The sequence below is a fragment of the Paenarthrobacter sp. NPDC057981 genome (genome assembly GCF_042886835.1).
In the GTDB taxonomy this organism is placed as follows: domain Bacteria; phylum Actinomycetota; class Actinomycetes; order Actinomycetales; family Micrococcaceae; genus Arthrobacter.
Genome location: NZ_JBHVQI010000008.1, coordinates 115,849 through 133,153, shown reverse-complemented (window position 1 = coordinate 133,153; position 17,305 = coordinate 115,849). Strand labels below are relative to the sequence as shown.

The following is a 17,305-nucleotide window of genomic DNA, read 5'->3' as shown; positions in this document are numbered from 1 at the left end:
CAGCGGCTCATGAAAATCACGGTCCAACGCAGTGGTGGTATCGCCGCGATGACGCGTGTTTGGAGCGTGGACGCAGTGTCCCCCGATGACAAGGAGCGGTGGCTCCCTATTGTCGAGGCCTGCCCTTGGGATGAAGCCAAGACCCAGGCCCGGTCGGTCAATGAACCGGACCGCTTCATGTACTCCATCAGGGCCGGCCAGCGCCGCGCCACGCTCCCGGACCGTGCTGTCACTGGACCATGGCAGGAACTGATCGAGTGTGCCAAGGCAGAAGGCTCGGAGTCCCGGGGGACTTCCGGCCGAAGGCGCTGACCAGGAGCCCGGGCGCCAAGCCCAGAGCAAGCCGGGACCTGACCACCAGCCCGGCCCGACAGCCGGACCTAGATGGCCTCGGCCAGTTGCCCCCGAAACGCCCGCCGGTAGCTTTGCGGACTGGTATCGAGCACTTTCGCGAAGTGGTGCCTGAGCAGGACCGAGTGCCCGAACCCGGCCTCGCGGGCGATTTCGTCAATGTTGAGTTCGGTGGTTTCCAACAGCTCCTGTGCCCGCAGCACCCGCTGGGAGTTCAACCACGCCGCCGGAGTTGTGCCGGTTTCGGCCCGGAACCGCCGGGCAAAGGTGCGTGGTGACATGTGCAGGCGGGCGGCCAATTCGTTCACGCTGTGTTCTTCGTCCAAATGTTCCACCATCCACCTGAGCAGAGCCTCCATGGGCGCCGATCCACAGGTCGGCATGGGCCGGTCAATGAACTGGGCCTGGCCGCCATCACGATGCGGCGGCACCACCATGTCGCGGGCAATCGCAGCAGCTACGTTGGCGCCGAGCTCCACACGGACAAGGTGCAGGCAGGCGTCAATTCCTGCTGCGGTGCCGGCGCTGGTGATGATGGTCCCGTCCTGGACGTAGAGGACGTTCTCATCAACAATGACGGAGGGGTACCGGCCGGCGAGGTCCTGGGAGTAGTGCCAGTGCGTGGTGCAACGCCGCCCATCCAGCAATCCTGCGCGGGCCAACGCATAGGCTCCTGAACAAATGGACATCACCCACGCTCCCCTGGCATGGGCCGCGCGCAGGGCTTCCAGGACGGACTCAGGGACATCCTTGTCCCTGCCAAACGGAGCCATGATCACCAGATCGGCATCGGCCGCAGCCTCGAGTCCGAGGTCCACGTGGAGGGAGGGCCCTGATTTCATGCGGATGTCTCCGGGCTCCGGGGTGACCACACGGAAGTCGAAGGCCGGAACGCCGGCACCGCGGTCGGATCTGTCGATGCCGAAGACCTCAAAAGCCGTGCCGAACTCGAACACGGAGAAGTCCGGAACCACGATCACTGCCACTGATTTCAACATATCTCCAGTGTGGCAGAAAATTGTCCATATGGGGCATTTCTGCCACTGTTTCTTGATCTCGCCGGGGAGCAGTCTTGAGTTATGGAAATCTTCGGAATCATCCTCTTCATCATCCTCCTCACCGCCGTCGCAGCTACTGTCTCAGCACTCTTGAAGGACGGACGTGGCCACAACCCGCCCGTCACCTCAAAAGAACCTTGGTCGGCTTTTGAAGCACCGAGCGGCCCGTACTGGAATCCCCGCATCTACTGAGCCATACCGGCCTGATGCACTGTCAGCACAACCCATCATCCGACGCCTGCCGCTTCAGGGATCACTGCAGGGATCCTTGCATCGGTGGGCGTCCTTCTGTGTCGTTGCCCCTCCCCCGGCACTGTTGATGGACTAGATTCACTTGCATGATTCAAACCTCCGCCCGGCTGCTGCAGCTGTTGTCGCTGCTGCAGGTCCGCCGGGAATGGACGGGGCCCGATCTCGCCGACCGTATGGGAGTGACCGAGCGGACGGTTCGCCGGGACATCCACAAACTGCGGAACCTGGGGTACCCCATCCACGCCTCCCCCGGGATCGCTGGCGGCTACCAGCTGGGTGCGGGGGCGCAATTGCCACCCTTGCTCCTTGATGACAACGAAGCCCTGGCGGTCGCCTTGGGCCTGAACTCCGTTGCTGCAGGACCGGTTGCGGGCATCGGGGAAGCCTCCGTCCGTGCCCTGGCCAAAGTGGAGCAGGTCCTCCCTTCCCGACTCCGGCCCAGGTTCGCCATGCTCAAGGCGGCGGTCACATCGCTTCCCAGCAACGCAGCAAGCGTCGATCCCCAACAACTGACCGTGGTTTCGGCGGCAATATCGGATCGGCGCCAGATTTCCTTTGATTACGTCACGTCCGACGGCGAGGCCTCACGGCGCTTGGTCGAACCCTACCGCTTGGTGGACACAGGGCGCCGCTGGTATCTCGTTGCCTGGGATGTGGAGCGAGAGGATTGGCGAACGTTCAGGGCAGACAGATTTGCGTCCCTGCCGAGCCAACGCAGGAAGTACACGCCCCGTCCCTTGCCGGCGGAGGACCTGGCAGCGTACGTGCAACAGTCCATTACACGCTCGCCCTACAGGTTCGACGTCGTGGTGCGGCTCCGCGCGCCGCTCGCCGAGGCGTCCGCCGTCGTCAGTTCCCAGTACGCGACGCTGACAGCCGACGGGCCGGCGGCGACAATCCTGCGATCCGGATGGGACAACCTCGCCGCTCCGGCAGCCTACCTCGCGGCGTTGGATCTGGACTTCGAAATTCTTGAACCCGAGGAATTCCGCTCTTTCGCCCGGCACCTCTCCCGCAGGCTCGATGCTGCCGCCGGTCCGGCCACAGTAGACTGGCAGCAGCCATGACACTTCACATTTCCTATCCCGCAGAGCTGCCGGTATCCGAGCGCCGCGAGGATCTGATGGCGGCCATCGCCGCACACCAGGTAACCATCATCGCCGGCGAGACCGGATCCGGTAAGACCACACAGATCCCCAAGATGTGCCTCGAGCTGGGCCTTGGCGACAAAGGACTGATCGGGCACACCCAGCCGCGTCGCCTGGCAGCCCGGACGGTCGCCGAACGCATTGCCTCGGAGCTCGACGTCGAAATCGGCCAGGAGGTTGGTTTCCAGGTCCGTTTTACCGGCGAGGTCAGTGCCGCCACCAAAATCAAGCTCATGACGGACGGCATCCTGCTGGCAGAGATCCAGCGGGACAAGCTGCTCAGGAAATACAGCACCATCATCATCGACGAGGCCCATGAACGCAGCCTCAACATCGACTTCATCCTCGGCTACCTCAAGCGGATCCTCCCGCAGCGCCCCGACCTGAAGATCATCATCACCTCGGCCACGATCGATCCCGAGCGTTTCGCCAAGCACTTCGGCAGCGATGACGAGCCTGCCCCCATCATCGAGGTCTCTGGCCGTACCTACCCGGTGGAGATCCGCTACCGGCCGCTGTCTCAGCCCCTCGATGCCGATGACGAGAGCTCCGACGACGAGCTCGAGGAGGACCGCGATCCCCTCGACGCCGTCTGCGACGCTGTGGACGAACTGGCCAAGGAAGCCCCGGGAGACATCCTCATCTTCTTCTCCGGCGAGCGCGAAATCCGCGACGCCGCCGAGGCCATCAACGGCCGGATCCAAAGCAACCGGCGCCTGACTGGCACAGAAGTCCTTCCCCTGTTTGCGCGTTTGAGCCTTCAGGAGCAGCACCGCGTCTTCAACCCCGGAGGCAAGCGCCGCATCATCCTGGCGACCAACGTGGCGGAGACCTCGCTTACGGTTCCCGGCATCAAGTACGTCATCGACACCGGCACGGCCCGCATCTCCCGGTATTCGCACCGGACCAAGGTCCAGCGACTGCCCATTGAGCGGGTATCACAGGCATCGGCCAACCAGCGTTCAGGGCGTTGCGGCCGAGTGTCCGAAGGCATCGCGATCCGCCTGTACTCGGAAGAGGACTTCGAGTCACGCCCTCAGTTCACGGATCCGGAAATCCTGCGGACCAACCTCGCCGCGGTGATCCTGCAAATGACTGCCATGGGGGTGGCCCGCGGACCCAAGGACGCGGAGAACTTCCCGTTTGTGGAACCGCCGGAGACCAGGGCCATCAACGACGGCGTAACGCTGCTTCGCGAACTCGGCGCCTTGAGCGCCCAAAAATCCCCTGATGCCCGCGGCAACGCCCGCAACGGCGGTGGACTGACCGCCGTCGGACAGAAACTCGCCCAACTTCCCGTCGATCCCCGGCTTGGCAGGATGATCGTCGAGGCCGGCAAGCGGGGGTGCGTCCGGGAGGTCATGATCCTCGCCGCGGCCCTGACCATCCAGGACCCCAGGGAAAGGCCGACTGACAAGCAACAGCTGGCGGCGGAGAAGCATGCACGCTTCCGGGACGAGATCTCCGACTTCACGGGCTACCTCAACCTCTGGAATTACCTCCAGGAAAAGCAGCGCGAACTTTCTTCCACGCAGTTCCGCAGACTCTGCCGCAACGAATTCATCAATTACCTGCGTGTTCGCGAGTGGCAAGACCTGTTCACGCAGCTCCGCCAACTGGCCAAGCCCCTGGGCATCAGCCTCGACAACAAGCGTCAAGCCGACCCCGTAGGAAACTACGAGGGCATCCACATCAGTTTGCTGTCGGGCCTCCTCAGCCACATTGGCCTGCTGGACGAGCGCAAGCGCGAATACGCAGGCGCCCGGGGAAGCCGGTTCGCGATCTTCCCTGGTTCGGCATTGTTCAAGAAGTCGCCTACGTACGTCATGGCCGCTGAACTGGTGGAGACCAGCAGGCTGTGGGCGCGTGTTGCCGCGAAGTTTGATCCACTGTGGGCCGAGCAAGTCGCCCCTGACCTGGTGAAGCGCACCTACAGCGAACCGCATTGGTCATCACGCCAGGGTGCAGTGCTTGCCCATGAAAAAGTCACTCTGTACGGCGTTCCAATCATTCCGAACCGCCGGGTGAACTACGGGCGCATCGATCCCGAGCTCTCCCGTGAGTTGTTCATCCGCCATGCCCTGGTGGAGGGCGAGTGGAGGACTCACCACAAATTCTTCCATCGCAACCGGGCCTTGCTGCAGGAAATCGAGGAACTCGAAACGCGCATGCGCCGACGGGACATCCTGGTGGACGACCAGACCCTGTTCGAGTTTTACGATGCCCGCGTCGGCAAAGACGTGGTCTCCGAAAGGCATTTCGACAAGTGGTGGAAGGACGCGCGCCAGTCCGACCCCCATCTGTTGGACTTCGACCAGTCGCTGTTGATGAGCGAAGACGCCGAAGCCCTGGACGACTCCGCATATCCGAAGACCTGGGTTCACAAGGGCTTTGAGCTGCCTCTGAGCTATGAGTTCCACCCCGTGGCGCCGGGTTCTGCTCCGAATCCGTCCGATGGCGTGAGCGCCGAGGTTCCGGTGCTGTTCCTGAACCAACTGGACGACGCCCCGTTCCGCTGGCAGATTCCGGGCCAGCGGGTGGACCTTGTCACAGCCCTGATCAAGTCGCTGCCCAAGCAGGTCCGGAAGAACTTTGTGCCCGCGCCGGATGTCGCCAGGCAGGCCACCGAAGCCTTGGAAGCCGGCTTCGATCCCGAGGTCGACGAGCTGGAGCCCTCCTTGGAGCTGGTGCTGCGCCGGCTTCGAGGGCACATCATTCCGCCGGGCTCGTGGAACTGGGAGGCCGTGCCGCCCCACTTGCGTGTCAGTTTCAAGGTGGTGGACAGCAAGGGCAAAGTGCTGGACGAGGGCAAGGACCTGGCCCAATTGAAGGAAAGACTTGCCCCGGCCACCCGCCGCGCCATCGCCGAGTCGCTGGGAGCTACGCCCGCGACGACGTCCCGCGCCTCACGGGGGAACGGTTCGGTCGCGCCGGGCGGCCAGGCCACACCGGCCTCCGGCAGCTCCACACCGGGCGACACCCCGACCTCGGCCGAGCGCGCGGTGGCAGAACGGACCGGAATCACGGAATGGGATTTCGGCACCGTGGACCGCCAGGTCAGCAGGACCATCAAAGGCCACGCAGTCACCGGGTTCCCGGCCGTGATGGACGAGGGCAAATCCGTGGCATTGCGCGTATTCCAGACCAAGGCCGAACAGGAATCAGCCATGCGAGGCGGCGTCATCCGGTTGCTGGCCCTGCGTATCCCCTCCCCGGACCGCTATGTGCTCGAACACCTCAGCAACACCGAGAAACTGACCTTCAGCCAGAATCCGCATGGGTCAGTCAGCGCCCTGATCGCTGACTGCGCGTTGGCTGCGATCGACAAACTGGTTCCGCAGGAATTGCCATGGGACCGGCAGTCCTTCGATGCGCTCTACGAAGTCGTCAGGGCAGAACTGATCGATACCGTCTTCACGGTGACCGCCGTCGTCGAACGTATCCTGGCCAGTACCCGACGCATCCAGAAGGCACTCAAATCCAACGCAAGCCTGCCGCTGATCAGTGCGCTCAACGACATGAAGAGCCAACTGGAGCAGCTGGTCTTCCCGGGTTTTGTGGCACAAACGGGCTACGCACAGCTCAGCCAGTTGCCGCGGTATCTGCAGGCCATGGAGAAGCGCTTGGAAAAGCTGCCTGGCAATGTGCAGCGTGACAGCCTCAACATGGGCACCGTTCAGGCCTTGGAGGACGACTATGACGACGCCGTGTCCGCGCTGCTCCCCGGACGTCGGGCCGGCGCTGAGTTAACCCGGGTGCGCTGGATGATCGAGGAGCTGCGCGTCAGTCTCTTCGCAGTGGAGCTCGGTACGGCCTACTCCGTGTCGGAGAAGCGGATCCGCACGGCGCTGAACCAGGCGCTCGCCCCCGCGTAGCGAGCCACGGGCGGAGACGAAAAACCCGGCGGCGCCTTTACAGCACCGCCGGGTTAACTGGGAAGGGAATCAGTCTTCCGGGACAGCCTCGCCGTGCCCGGCCGCCCGCAGCGCCGCACGCAACTTCACAGCCGTCGCGTCCATCACGGCCGGGTCCGGGTTGTGGTCGACGTTGTGGATCTCAAAATCTGCGGTGGAATAGGCGGGCCACACGTGGACATGGAGGTGGTCCACCTCGAAACCTTCCATCAGGACACCCACGCGCTTGGCTGAGAACAACTCTTCCTGGACCTTGCCGATGCTCTGGGCGACATCCATGACTTTGGCCAAAAGCTGGGGGGTAGCGTGCGTCCAGGAGTCGACTTCCTCGCGCGGGACCACCAGCGTATGGCCTTGGGTGATCGGGGCGATGGTCAGGAACGCCACTACTTCTGCGTCCTTCCACACGAAGCGGCCCGGAATCTCCCCGTTGATGATCCTGGTGAACAAGGTACTCATGCGTCTGCCCTTTCGGCTGGTTCCTGCAGTGTTGCGGTGTCCAGCACAAATCGGTACTTCACGTCGCCGGCCACCATGCGGTCATAGGCCTCGTTGAGCTGTTCCGCCCCAACGATTTCGATGTCACTTGCAACCCCGTGCTCTGCACAGAAGTCCAGCATCTCCTGGGTCTCCTCGATCCCGCCAATCAACGAGCCTGCGTAGGCGAGGCGGCGTCGGATGAGCAGGCCCGGGCTGACCGGAGGCATCTCGTCGGCGGGAAGGCCAAGCTGGAAGAGCGCCCCATCGAGCCGGAGCGTACGGAAGTACGGGTTGAGGTCGTGGGGAGCGGCAACGGTATCGATGATGACGTCGATGCTCCGGTTGGCGGCCTCCATCGCGTCGGCATCCTTGGAGAGCACCACGTGGTCCGCTCCGAGTTCTCGGGCGGCATCGAATTTGGACTCGGAAGTAGTGAAGACCGTGACCTCCGCCCCCATGGCCTTGGCGATCTTGACGGCCATGTGCCCCAGTCCGCCCAATCCGACCACTCCTACGGAGTCGCCCTCTTCGACGTCGAAGTACCTCAACGGTGAATAGGTGGTGATTCCCGCGCACAGGAGTGGTGCCGCTGCTGCCGGGTCCAGCGACTCGGGTACCCGCAGCACGAAGCGCTTGTCCACCACTACCGACGTCGAATAGCCGCCCTGGGTGATGGCATCGGCATGGCGGGGATCGGCAGCGCCGTAGGTACCGACGTTGCCGCGCTCGCAATACTGTTCCAGGCCTTCAAGGCAGCTGTCGCATTCGCGGCACGAGTCAACCATGCAACCGACTCCCACACGGTCACCCACGGAGAAGTCCTCCACAGCGGTTCCCACACGGGTTACGTGGCCAACAATCTCGTGGCCGGGCACCAGCGGGTACGGGGGCACCCGCCACTCTCCCCGGGTCGCGTGGACATCCGAGTGGCACAAGCCGCAGAATTCGATGGCGATCTCCACGTCGTCCTCACCAGGCTCGCGGCGTGCCACTGTCAACGGCACCAGGCCGCTTTCGGGCGAGGTGGCACCATACGCCGCAGCCAGCACCCCGGCGGGAGCTTCGGTGGTATCCAGGGTGATGGTCTTCGCGAGGGGTGGGGGCACGGGGCGTCCAGGATTCATGCTTCGACGCTACTCCCGTCGGCGCGGCTCATGCTACTTGAGGCATCGGCGCCGTCTTCGAACGGCGCGTCTCCCACGGCGACATCGTTCGCTGCGTTGTTCGACCACTGCGAAAAGGAACCGGGGAACAACGCGGCGCTGTAGCCCGCAATCTCCAGGGCGGCGATCTCGTGGGAAGCCGTAACGCCGGAGCCACAGTAGACGGCAACATTGGAGTTTTCGTCCAGGCCCAGGAATTCAAAACGGCGCCGTAACTCCTCAGGCGGGAGGAATTTGCCCTCCGAAGATACGTTCTCCGTTGTTGGCGCGCTCAGGGCGCCCGGGATGTGCCCGGCCCTGGGATCGACCGGTTCGACCTCACCCCTGTACCGCTCCCCTGCCCGGGCATCCAACAGGATTCCAGCACGGCTCCACCGTGACGCCTCCAGCTCGGTGATGGACGGCATTCGGCCATCTCCCAGGGAAACATTCCCGACGGCGGCGGTCACCTCGCCTGCCTCCAGCGGGTGGCCGGCGGCACGCCAGGCGGCCAGGCCGCCGTCGAGCAGGTGAACGGACTCCACACCGGCGTTGCGAAGCATCCACCAGGCGCGGGCTGCCGCCATGCTCCCGCTGTCGTCGTACGCAACTATCGTGTCGCCGTCGTTGATGCCCCACCGCCGCGCAGTTTCCTGGAAGCGTTCCGGGGAGGGCAAGGGGTGTCGGCCCCGTCCTGCCTCGGCATGGTCTGCCAGCTCCGTGGGAAGGTCAACGAACACCGCACCCGGCACGTGGGCGGTGAGGTAGTTCGCGTGTCCGTCAGTCCGGCCCAGGATCCACCGCACGTCCAGGAGTACGGTCCGCTCTCCTGATTCAAGGCGCTGGTGCAGTTCCGGGACAGTCATCAGGGTGGCCATGCGTTCTCCTTAGTCGGGATGCGGGCGCCGGTGCTGCCGGAACCACGTTTCCAGCCTAGGCTTATCCGGTGACCAATTCGTGTATTCAGGACAGAACCTGGGCCAGCGAGGCCATCCGCACCATTGAGGCCGAAAACAACCGCTCGGCGGACACGCACCTCTACGCCGTTCCGCTTCCCGAGCACTGGGGTGTGCAGCTGTACCTGAAGGATGAGTCCACGCACCGTTCGGGCAGCCTGAAACACCGCCTGGCGAGGTCGTTGTTCCTGTACGGCTTGGTCAACGGATGGATCACCGAGGGAACCACCATCGTGGAAGCCTCCAGCGGCAGCACCGCTGTCTCAGAGGCCTATTTCGCCCGGCTGATCGGATTGCCGTTCATCGCTGTCATGACCAAGACCACCAGTCCCGAGAAGATTGCGCTCATCGAGGACTTTGGCGGCTCATGCCTGCTGGTGGACCATGCCTCGGAGGTCTACGCCGTTGCCGAGGAAACCGCCCGGACCTCCGGCGGCCACTACATGGACCAGTTCACCTACGCTGAGCGGGCCACGGACTGGCGTGGGAACAACAACATCGCAGAATCGATCTTTGAACAGCTCGCACTCGAAGAGCACCCCGTGCCGGAATGGATCGTCGTGGGCGCCGGAACCGGCGGAACCAGCGCAACCATTGGCCGCTACCTTCGCTACAACAGGTACGCCACCCACCTGGCCGTGGTTGATCCGGAAAACTCCGCCTTCTACCCGGCATGGAGGGACGGCAATGCAGCTACCGCCACGGGGCTCCCGTCACGTATCGAGGGCATCGGCCGCCCCCGCTCGGAACCAAGCTTCGTGCCGGCGGTGATTGACCACATGATCCAGGTTCCTGACGCCGCCTCCGTTGCGGCCATGCGCCACCTCCGCAAACTCACGGGCCTCCACGCCGGACCTTCGACAGGCACCAACTTGTGGGGTGTCTGGCAGCTGGTGGCACAAATGGTGGCAGAGGGCCGCAAGGGCAGCATCGTTTCGCTCATGTGCGACGCCGGTGACCGATACGTAGGCAGCTATTACGACGCCGGGTGGCTGGCTGCCCATGGCCTGGACCCGGTTCCGCACGAGCAAGTGCTGAACCGCTTCCACGACACAGGAGTCTGGACGGGCTAAACCTCCACCGAATCGCGCGGTGCCAGCTTGCTGTAGCTCGTGCCGTAGCGGGCACCGATCCTTGTCACGTGGCCTTCAACGATGCCGCGACCCAGGTCATTGAGCAATCCGTCATGAACCGGGAAGGCCTTGGGTGCGCGCACCGAGATCACGAAGTCCACTACCTCCCCCACCTTCGACCAGGGGGCATTGATGGGAACAAGGAGCGTCTGGACACTGATCCCGTCCGGAACCACAAACGAGTCCCCGGGGTGGAATACGTTCCCATCCACCAGGTAACCGATGTTTGCCACGACAGGAATCTGCGGGTGGATCACGGCGTGCTGTCCCCCAAAAGTCCGGATGCCGAAACCCGCCACGTCAAAAGTTGAGCCGGGATCAACAGAGTGCACGCGTTCAGCCACGTCGCTGTCTTCTTTCAGCGCGGCCGCCACACCTGCGGGTGCGTACACTTCCAGTGCACCATTGCTTCGCAGGGCAGCCAGCACTACGGGCCGGTCGATGTGGTCATTGTGCTCATGGGTGACAAGCACAGCGCTGGCTCCCTCCAACGCCTCCTCCGATTCGGAGAAGGTGCCGGGATCGATGACCAGGACCTTTCCATCCTTCTCCAACCGGACACAGGCATGGGTGTACTTGGTGAGCTTCATGGGGACAGCCTATGGGCCGCCCGTGACAGTTTCCAAGCATCGCCAACTGGTAAAATCGAAGTTTGCCAGCATCCCCACGGAAGTGAGCTTTCCATGCCACACGGCACCAATTCCGCCGCGACCGACCCGAGCAGGCCGGCTGCTCCGGCCACCGGCGGAGTCAAGGAGCAGCGCGTCACCAAGCAGCGCCTGGCCGTCAGCGCCGCCTTGGACGAATTGGATGACTTCGTCAGCACCCAGGAGTTGTATCGCCTGATGCAGAACAAGGGCATCTCGGTGTCCTTGGCCACCAGCTACCGCATTCTGCAGTCCCTGGCCGACGACGGCCTCATTGATGTCCTCCGCAACGGCGAGGGCGAAGCCGTCTACCGGCGTTGCGCCGTCACCGGGCACCACCACCACCTGCTGTGCCGCAACTGCGGCAAGGCCGTGGAAGTCGAAGCCCCCGCCGTCGAGACCTGGGCCGCACGCACGGCTTCCGAACACGGCTTCACGGAAGTGGCCCACACGGTGGAAATCTTTGGCCTGTGCCCCGAGTGCACTGCCAAGAAGGCCGCAGGACAGCTCTAGAGCGCCCGGGCTGGCTGGTCACGCGTGACCCGGCCATTCAAGCCGCGGTCCACCCGCAGCCTGCCAATGATCCGGCACACCACGTAGATCAGGAAAGACAACGTCGTCACGTAGGGACTGATCGGGATGCGGCTGCCAAGGGCGAGGAGGATGCCCCCCACCGTGGAGGTCAGGGCGAACGCGACACTCAAAACGACCACCAGCTTGGGCGAGGTAGTCACCCGCAAGGCTGCCGCGGCCGGGGTGATGAGCAAAGCCAGCACCAACAGCGCGCCAACAATCTGAATGGACAGGGCCACGCTGACGCCCAGCAGGACCATGAAACCGATCGCCAGGCCCCGCACGGGAACACCGCGGGCTTCGGCCATCTCCGGATCCACGCTGGCGAAGCTGAGGGGGCGCCAGATAGCGATCAACGCAATCATCACCACTACAGCGGTTCCGGCCAGGGCCTGCAACTGGACGGTGTCCACGGAGACAATCTGGCCGGTCAAGAGCCCGAATTTGTTGGCTGCACGGCCTTCATAGAGCGCCAGGAAAAGAATCCCCAGGCCCAGCCCGAAGGGCATGATGACGCCGATGATCGAGTTCTTGTCCCGCGCCCGGACTCCCATGAAGCCCAGCAGGACGGCTGCCGCCACCGAACCGATCAGGGAGCCGAGGATGATATCGGCACCGATCAGCAGCGCAAAGGCCGCACCAGCAAAGGACAGTTCGGAGATCCCGTGGACCGCGAAGGCCAGGTCACGCTTCATCACGAACGTGCCCACCAGGCCGCCGAGCAATCCAAGGACAGCGCCGGCCCAGAGCGAATTCTGGACGAGGACCAGCAATTCGCCGTAGTTCTCGAAGTTGAAGATGGTCTGCAGGATTTCGGCCACGTCCACTTAGAGCTCCTCCCCGGCGGTCGCATGGGCATCGTCATGGAAGTGCGTGGTGGCGTCCGGAAGACCGACGACGACGATCCTTCCGTTGGTGTGGATGACCTCCACATGGCTGTTGTACAGTTCGGACAAAACGTCCGTGGTCATGACTTCCTGCGGGGTTCCCACCCGGAACTGGCCACCGGCCAGGTACAGCACACGGTCCACATACTCGATGACTGGATTGATCTCGTGCGTCACGAAGACCACGGCGCTGTTCCGTTCGTGGCATTGTTTGTTGATCAGGGAGCTGACGCCCTGTTGGTGGTGAAGATCCAGGGACAGCAACGGCTCGTCGCAGAGCAGGATCCGGGGTTCGGTGGCCAGTGCCTGGGCCACCCTTAGCCGTTGCTGTTCGCCTCCGGAAAGCTGGCCAACCGGTACCTTGGCGTAGTCCGAGGCTCCTACCAGTTCGAGCAGTTCGTCGATGCGCTGATTGACTTTTCCGGATGCGAGCCGCATCCCCCAGCGATGGCCGTCCATACCCAAGCCCACCAAATCGCGTGCACGCAAGGGGGTGTCCGGTGCGAAGGACTTCTGCTGGGGAATGTAACCGATCTGCTTGCTGCCACGTTCCACCGGATGCCCCGCCAGGGAGACCGTTCCCGCGTGAAGTTCCTGCAAACCCAGGAGGACCTTCAGGAAGCTGGTCTTGCCGCTGCCGTTCGGCCCCAGGACGGCAAAGAACTCGCCCGGGTTGATGTCGAGGTCAAGGTCCTTCCAGAGTGTCCTCTTGCCGAACTGCAGACTGGCTCCGCGGAGGCTCACTACGGGTGTCAAAAGTTGTCCTCTATCCATACGTTGCTGGGAACGTAGTTTGTTGGGTGCCGGCCCGGGGCATCCGGCGTGGTTGTTGGCAGGCCTCGGTGGCGGCAGGCAAAAGGCCCCGCAGCCATCCTGAACATCTTAGGACGCCGGCCGGGCCCTTCACCGCATTTGTGGAAGCGGGAAAACGCTACTTCTTGAGCGCGGAGGAAACCGACTCCACGTTATCGGTCATCCATTGGATGTAGTCCTTGCCGTCGGGCAGGGTCTCAGTGAAGTTCACCACCGGCACCTTTGCGGACTCGGCGGCCCGCTTGACGGTTTCGGTCTGGGGGCCTGCCGTCTGCTCGTTGTACGCAAGGAACCGGACTGAACCGGCGCTAAGAAGATCGGTGGTTTCCTTCATGACGGCGGGCGGAACGTCAGAGCCCTCTTCAACTGCGGCACTGTAGGCCTCGGGCGTCTTGTTCTCCAGGCCCGCAGCTTCCAGGAGGTACAGCGGAACAGGCTCGGTGATCGCCACAGGTGCATGTTCGTTTGCTGCCTTCACGGCATCCAGCTTGCCGGTCAGGTCCTTGAGCTTTGCCTTGAAGGCATCGGCGTTTCCCGTGAACGTTGAGGCCGATGCCGCGTCCAGGCTGCCGAGCTTGCCCGCCACGGCGTCGGCGACCTTGCCCATGACGTCGAGGTTGTACCAAACGTGCTCGTTGAAGTCGCCGTGGCTGTGGCTGTGGCCTTCTTCGGAGTGTGCGTCTTCGCTGTGGCTCGCCTCTGCGGGAGCCAGCCCGGAAAGATCCACTGCGCTGATCATGTTGTCGTGGCCGACCTTGGTTTCGTCGGCAATCTTGTGCAGGAACTCGTCATAGCCCCCACCGTTCTCCACCACGAGCTTGGCCTTGGAAATCGCGAGTTTGTCTTGGGCGCTGGCCTCATAGGAGTGCGGGTCCTGGCTTGTTTTGGTGATGATGGCGCTGACGTTCACCTTGTCACCGCCCACCGCCTTCACGATGTCGCCGTACACATTTGTGGAAGTGACAACCTCGATGGCCCCGGAAGACGAGGGACTGTTGGCCCCGGCGTTACCGGCGCAGGAGGAAAGCAGGAGCGCTGCGATACCTGCGGAAGCGGCTACGGACAGGCGGGCGGCGGAACGACGCACGAAGACCTCGGATCTACTCAAAATGAGAATCAAACACAATTACTGGCAAAAACCAGTGTAGCCCTAAATAGGAATGATTCCTATTTAGGAAAAAGGGTGGGCATCGCTCTGGCAGCGCTGCCCACCCTTTACCGCTTTCCGTCGTCGAAACTAGGCTTCCTGTGCACCAAAGCGCCGGATGCCTGTTGCCTGCGTAGCGTCGCGGATCTCGCCGACCAACTGTTCGATGACGTCCTCGAGGAACAGGACACCTTGGGTGTCCCCGCCGGAGCCGACAACGCGGGCCAGGTGGGAACCGGTGCGCTGCATGACGGACATGGCCCGCTCGATTTCATCGTCAGGAGACAGGTTGGCCAACGAACGGATGCGCCCCTCGGCGATGGGGTGCCGGCGGCCCTCGTCAGGGATGGACAGGATGTCCTTGACGTGGAGGTATCCGGCGAGTTCGCCGTCGTCGTCCACCATCGGGAAGCGGGAGAAGCCGGTACGGCTGACCGCCTTCTCCAGGTCCACCGGCGTCGAGGCCGTCTTAAGCACCACCAGCTTGTCCAACGGAACCATGATGTGGGAGGCCGTGTGCTCCGAGAACTCCAGTGCGCCGCTCAACAGGCCGGTCTCGTCATCCACCAGGCCGTGCCGGGTGGACTCCTGGACGATCGACTGCACTTCCTCGAGCGTAAAGGAAGAAGAGACTTCGTCCTTCGGCTCGATTTTCATCAATCTCAGGATGTGGTTCGCCAGCCAGTTGAGGCTCCAGATGACCGGGTTGACCACGCGGGCGATGAACATCAGCGGTGGCGCCAGCAGAAGGGCGGCCTTGTCCGCCACAGAAACCGAAATGTTCTTGGGGACCATCTCACCGAACGTGACGTGCAGGAACGTGACGAACAGCAACGCAATCACGAAGGCGGTGACGTCCGCCAACTCAACCGGCACGCCGACAAGTTCCAACGGCTCGGCCAGGAGATGGTGGATGGCGGGCTCGGCAACCTGAAGGATCAGGAGGGAGCAGACGGTGATGCCCAATTGCGCGCAGGCGAGCATCAACGACACATTTTCCATGGCGCGCAGGGTTGTCTGCGCGCGTTTGGAGCCGGCCTCGGCCAAGGGCTCGATTTGGCTGCGGCGCGCCGACATGACGGCGAATTCCGCACCCACGAAGAAAGCATTGCCGATCAGGAGGATGACAAGCCAGACAATTCCTACCCAGTCACTCATAAGGCACCTGCCTCGTGCTGGGTGGATCCGGCATCGCTTTGCCCGTCATCCCGGACAATGTGGTGGAAACAGATCCGGTCGATCCTGCGGCCATCCATCCTGGTGACCGTCAGGGTCCCGTCCGGTGTCTCCACGACGTCGCCCACCTTGGCGATCCTGCCCAGCTGGCTCATGACGTAGCCGCCCACGGTTTCATAAGCGGACTCGTCCGGAACTGTGAGGTTCGGAATCTGCTCGGATACTTCGTCCGGCCGAAGCAGGCCCGGAAAGTACCAGTCGCCGGTCGCGCTTTGCAGCACTCCCGGGCGCACTTTATCGTGCTCGTCCGCGACCTCTCCGACGATCTCTTCCACCAGGTCCTCAAGGGTGGCGATTCCCGCCGTGCCGCCATACTCATCAAGCACGACGGCGAGTTGCAGGTTGCCCTCGCGCAGTTCGGAGAGCAGGGCGTCAAGGTGGATGGTCTCAGGGACCTGCAGGATATCGGTCATGATGGCGCCCGCCTGGAGATTGGCACGACGCTCTGCAGGAACAGCCACCGCCTTCTTCACGTGGACCACACCGCGGATGTCGTCCGTGGAATCGCCGATGATCGGAAACCGCGAGTATCCCGTGCGCCGTGCGGCGTCGAGGATGTCGGTCACCGACTGGTCGGCGTCGATGGTCTCCATGCGGATGCGTGGCGTCATGACATCGGCTGCCGTACGCCCGGAGAAGTTCAGGGTCCGGGCCACGAAATTCGCCGTCCCCGCATCCAGCGTGCCAAGCTCCGCCGAACGACGAACCAACGAAGCGAGCTCGGCCGGCGTACGTGCCCCCGAGATCTCCTCCTTGGCCTCAAGGCCGAACAGATTGAGGACCTTGTTGGAGAATCCGTTCAGCACGATGATGGCCGGCTTGAAGACGGCGGTAAACATCAGCTGCGGGCGCGCGAGCCGCTTACCCAAAGGGAAGGCCAGGGCGATGGCCATGTTCTTGGGGACCAGTTCGCCAAGCAGCATCGACAACAAGGTGGCGAAGGCCATTGCCACGATCAAAGCGACAGAGTGGACAACCTCGCTGGGAAGACCCAGCAATCCGAGCGGACCCAGGAGCAGCTGGCCAACAGAGGGCTCCATGACGAAACCCGTCAAGAGCGTGGTCAGTGTGATGCCGAGCTGGCAGCTGGAGAGTTGGGTGGAGAGCGACTTGAGGCACTTCAGCAGGGGGGCCGCAGCGGGGTCACCGTTATCGACAGCACGCTGGACGCTTGCCTGGTCAAGGGCAACCAAGGAAAACTCAACTGCGACAAAGAAGCCGGTCCCGAGAATCAGGGCAAAACCGGCCAGGAGAAGAAACCATTCCACTTAGCGCATCCCTCCAAGGGCAGGCACGTGCAATGGGGTTAAGGCCTGCGGCGCGGGGTTTCGCCCCGGCGGAGGCTGGCCGGGTGCTGCGGACGCATGGTCTGCGGCACCACCGGCAGTGAACGCCGGCGCATGATGGGCATGTGAACGGGTATTGCCGGCTCGACGGGCACGCTGTGTGGAGTTGCCAGGTTGGCTCCCCCGACAGTTCCCAGGCCGGCACCTAGATTTACTGTCCATAAGAACTTCAGTCTACAGTCCGCTTACTCGGGCCTGCCCATGAAAGGATTTAATTCGCAA

16 protein-coding genes are annotated in these 17,305 nt (G+C 63.1%); 6 read left to right on the top strand and 10 right to left on the bottom strand.

Annotated features, from left to right (window positions below):
- The first annotated feature begins 9 nt into the window (after positions 1 to 9).
- A complete protein-coding gene (locus tag ACFVSI_RS10280; protein ID WP_387822743.1) occupies positions 10 to 312 on the top strand; it encodes a protealysin inhibitor emfourin in 303 nt (100 codons plus the stop codon).
- A gap of 68 nt (positions 313 to 380) precedes the next feature.
- On the opposite strand, the gene ACFVSI_RS10275 is transcribed toward ACFVSI_RS10280, so the two are convergent.
- Positions 381 to 1,349, bottom strand: a complete 969-nt coding sequence (locus ACFVSI_RS10275; RefSeq protein WP_387822741.1) for a GlxA family transcriptional regulator — start codon at positions 1,347 to 1,349, stop codon at positions 381 to 383.
- An 81-nt stretch (positions 1,350 to 1,430) separates the two neighbouring features.
- Between ACFVSI_RS10275 and ACFVSI_RS10270 the strand changes: the two genes are divergently transcribed.
- The 3 genes from ACFVSI_RS10270 to hrpA all read left to right on the top strand — a co-directional run bounded on the left by ACFVSI_RS10270 (position 1,431) and on the right by hrpA (position 6,684).
- A complete protein-coding gene (locus tag ACFVSI_RS10270) occupies positions 1,431 to 1,601 on the top strand; it encodes a hypothetical protein (protein WP_387822738.1) in 171 nt (56 codons plus the stop codon).
- Positions 1,602 to 1,747: 146 nt separating this feature from the next.
- Positions 1,748 to 2,728, top strand: a complete 981-nt coding sequence (locus ACFVSI_RS10265; RefSeq protein WP_387822736.1) for a helix-turn-helix transcriptional regulator — start codon at positions 1,748 to 1,750, stop codon at positions 2,726 to 2,728.
- A complete protein-coding gene (gene hrpA / locus ACFVSI_RS10260; RefSeq protein WP_387822734.1) occupies positions 2,725 to 6,684 on the top strand; it encodes an ATP-dependent RNA helicase HrpA in 3,960 nt (1,319 codons plus the stop codon). The genes ACFVSI_RS10265 and hrpA overlap by 4 nt, the downstream gene beginning before the upstream one ends.
- A gap of 69 nt (positions 6,685 to 6,753) precedes the next feature.
- Here the strand turns inward: hrpA and ACFVSI_RS10255 are convergent, their stop codons facing one another.
- From ACFVSI_RS10255 to ACFVSI_RS10245, 3 genes are read right to left on the bottom strand one after another with little or no spacing between them, the layout of a single operon-like run.
- Complete coding sequence (locus ACFVSI_RS10255) at positions 6,754 to 7,182, bottom strand: HIT family protein (protein ID WP_387822731.1); 429 nt, start codon at positions 7,180 to 7,182, stop codon at positions 6,754 to 6,756.
- Complete coding sequence (locus ACFVSI_RS10250; RefSeq protein WP_387822729.1) at positions 7,179 to 8,327, bottom strand: NAD(P)-dependent alcohol dehydrogenase; 1,149 nt, start codon at positions 8,325 to 8,327, stop codon at positions 7,179 to 7,181. The genes ACFVSI_RS10255 and ACFVSI_RS10250 overlap by 4 nt, the downstream gene beginning before the upstream one ends.
- Positions 8,324 to 9,223, bottom strand: coding sequence for a sulfurtransferase (locus tag ACFVSI_RS10245; protein WP_387822726.1), 900 nt, complete (start codon positions 9,221 to 9,223; stop codon positions 8,324 to 8,326). Before ACFVSI_RS10245 ends, ACFVSI_RS10250 begins: the two co-directional genes overlap by 4 nt.
- Positions 9,224 to 9,291: 68 nt before the next feature.
- Here ACFVSI_RS10245 and ACFVSI_RS10240 point away from each other — a divergent pair, with 68 nt between their 5' ends.
- Complete coding sequence (locus ACFVSI_RS10240; RefSeq protein ID WP_387822723.1) at positions 9,292 to 10,374, top strand: PLP-dependent cysteine synthase family protein; 1,083 nt, start codon at positions 9,292 to 9,294, stop codon at positions 10,372 to 10,374.
- Here the strand turns inward: ACFVSI_RS10240 and ACFVSI_RS10235 are convergent.
- The gene (locus ACFVSI_RS10235; RefSeq protein ID WP_387822720.1) at positions 10,371 to 11,024 is read right to left on the bottom strand and encodes an MBL fold metallo-hydrolase; all 654 of its coding nucleotides are present in this window, start codon (positions 11,022 to 11,024) and stop codon (positions 10,371 to 10,373) included. The two genes, ACFVSI_RS10240 and ACFVSI_RS10235, sit on opposite strands and share 4 nt — an antisense overlap.
- Before the next feature lie 93 nt (positions 11,025 to 11,117).
- On the opposite strand from ACFVSI_RS10235, the gene ACFVSI_RS10230 reads away from it, so the two are divergent.
- Positions 11,118 to 11,594: a Fur family transcriptional regulator gene (locus ACFVSI_RS10230; protein ID WP_387822717.1), complete on the top strand. Its 477-nt coding sequence runs from the start codon at positions 11,118 to 11,120 to the stop codon at positions 11,592 to 11,594.
- Here the strand turns inward: ACFVSI_RS10230 and ACFVSI_RS10225 are convergent.
- The 5 genes from ACFVSI_RS10225 to ACFVSI_RS10205 all read right to left on the bottom strand — a co-directional run bounded on the left by ACFVSI_RS10225 (position 11,591) and on the right by ACFVSI_RS10205 (position 17,005).
- Positions 11,591 to 12,481, bottom strand: a complete 891-nt coding sequence (locus ACFVSI_RS10225) for a metal ABC transporter permease (RefSeq protein ID WP_387822714.1) — start codon at positions 12,479 to 12,481, stop codon at positions 11,591 to 11,593. The two genes, ACFVSI_RS10230 and ACFVSI_RS10225, sit on opposite strands and share 4 nt — an antisense overlap.
- Positions 12,482 to 13,297, bottom strand: a complete 816-nt coding sequence (locus ACFVSI_RS10220) for a metal ABC transporter ATP-binding protein (RefSeq protein ID WP_387822712.1) — start codon at positions 13,295 to 13,297, stop codon at positions 12,482 to 12,484. It abuts the gene before it with no gap.
- Positions 13,298 to 13,472: 175 nt separating this feature from the next.
- Entirely contained in the window at positions 13,473 to 14,474 is a 1,002-nt protein-coding gene (locus ACFVSI_RS10215) for a metal ABC transporter solute-binding protein, Zn/Mn family (protein WP_387822709.1), read from the bottom strand.
- Between the two features lie 117 nt (positions 14,475 to 14,591).
- Positions 14,592 to 15,659: a hemolysin family protein gene (locus ACFVSI_RS10210; protein ID WP_387822706.1), complete on the bottom strand. Its 1,068-nt coding sequence runs from the start codon at positions 15,657 to 15,659 to the stop codon at positions 14,592 to 14,594.
- A complete protein-coding gene (locus tag ACFVSI_RS10205; RefSeq protein WP_387822703.1) occupies positions 15,656 to 17,005 on the bottom strand; it encodes a hemolysin family protein in 1,350 nt (449 codons plus the stop codon). The genes ACFVSI_RS10210 and ACFVSI_RS10205 overlap by 4 nt, the downstream gene beginning before the upstream one ends.
- Positions 17,006 to 17,305 lie beyond the last annotated feature (300 nt).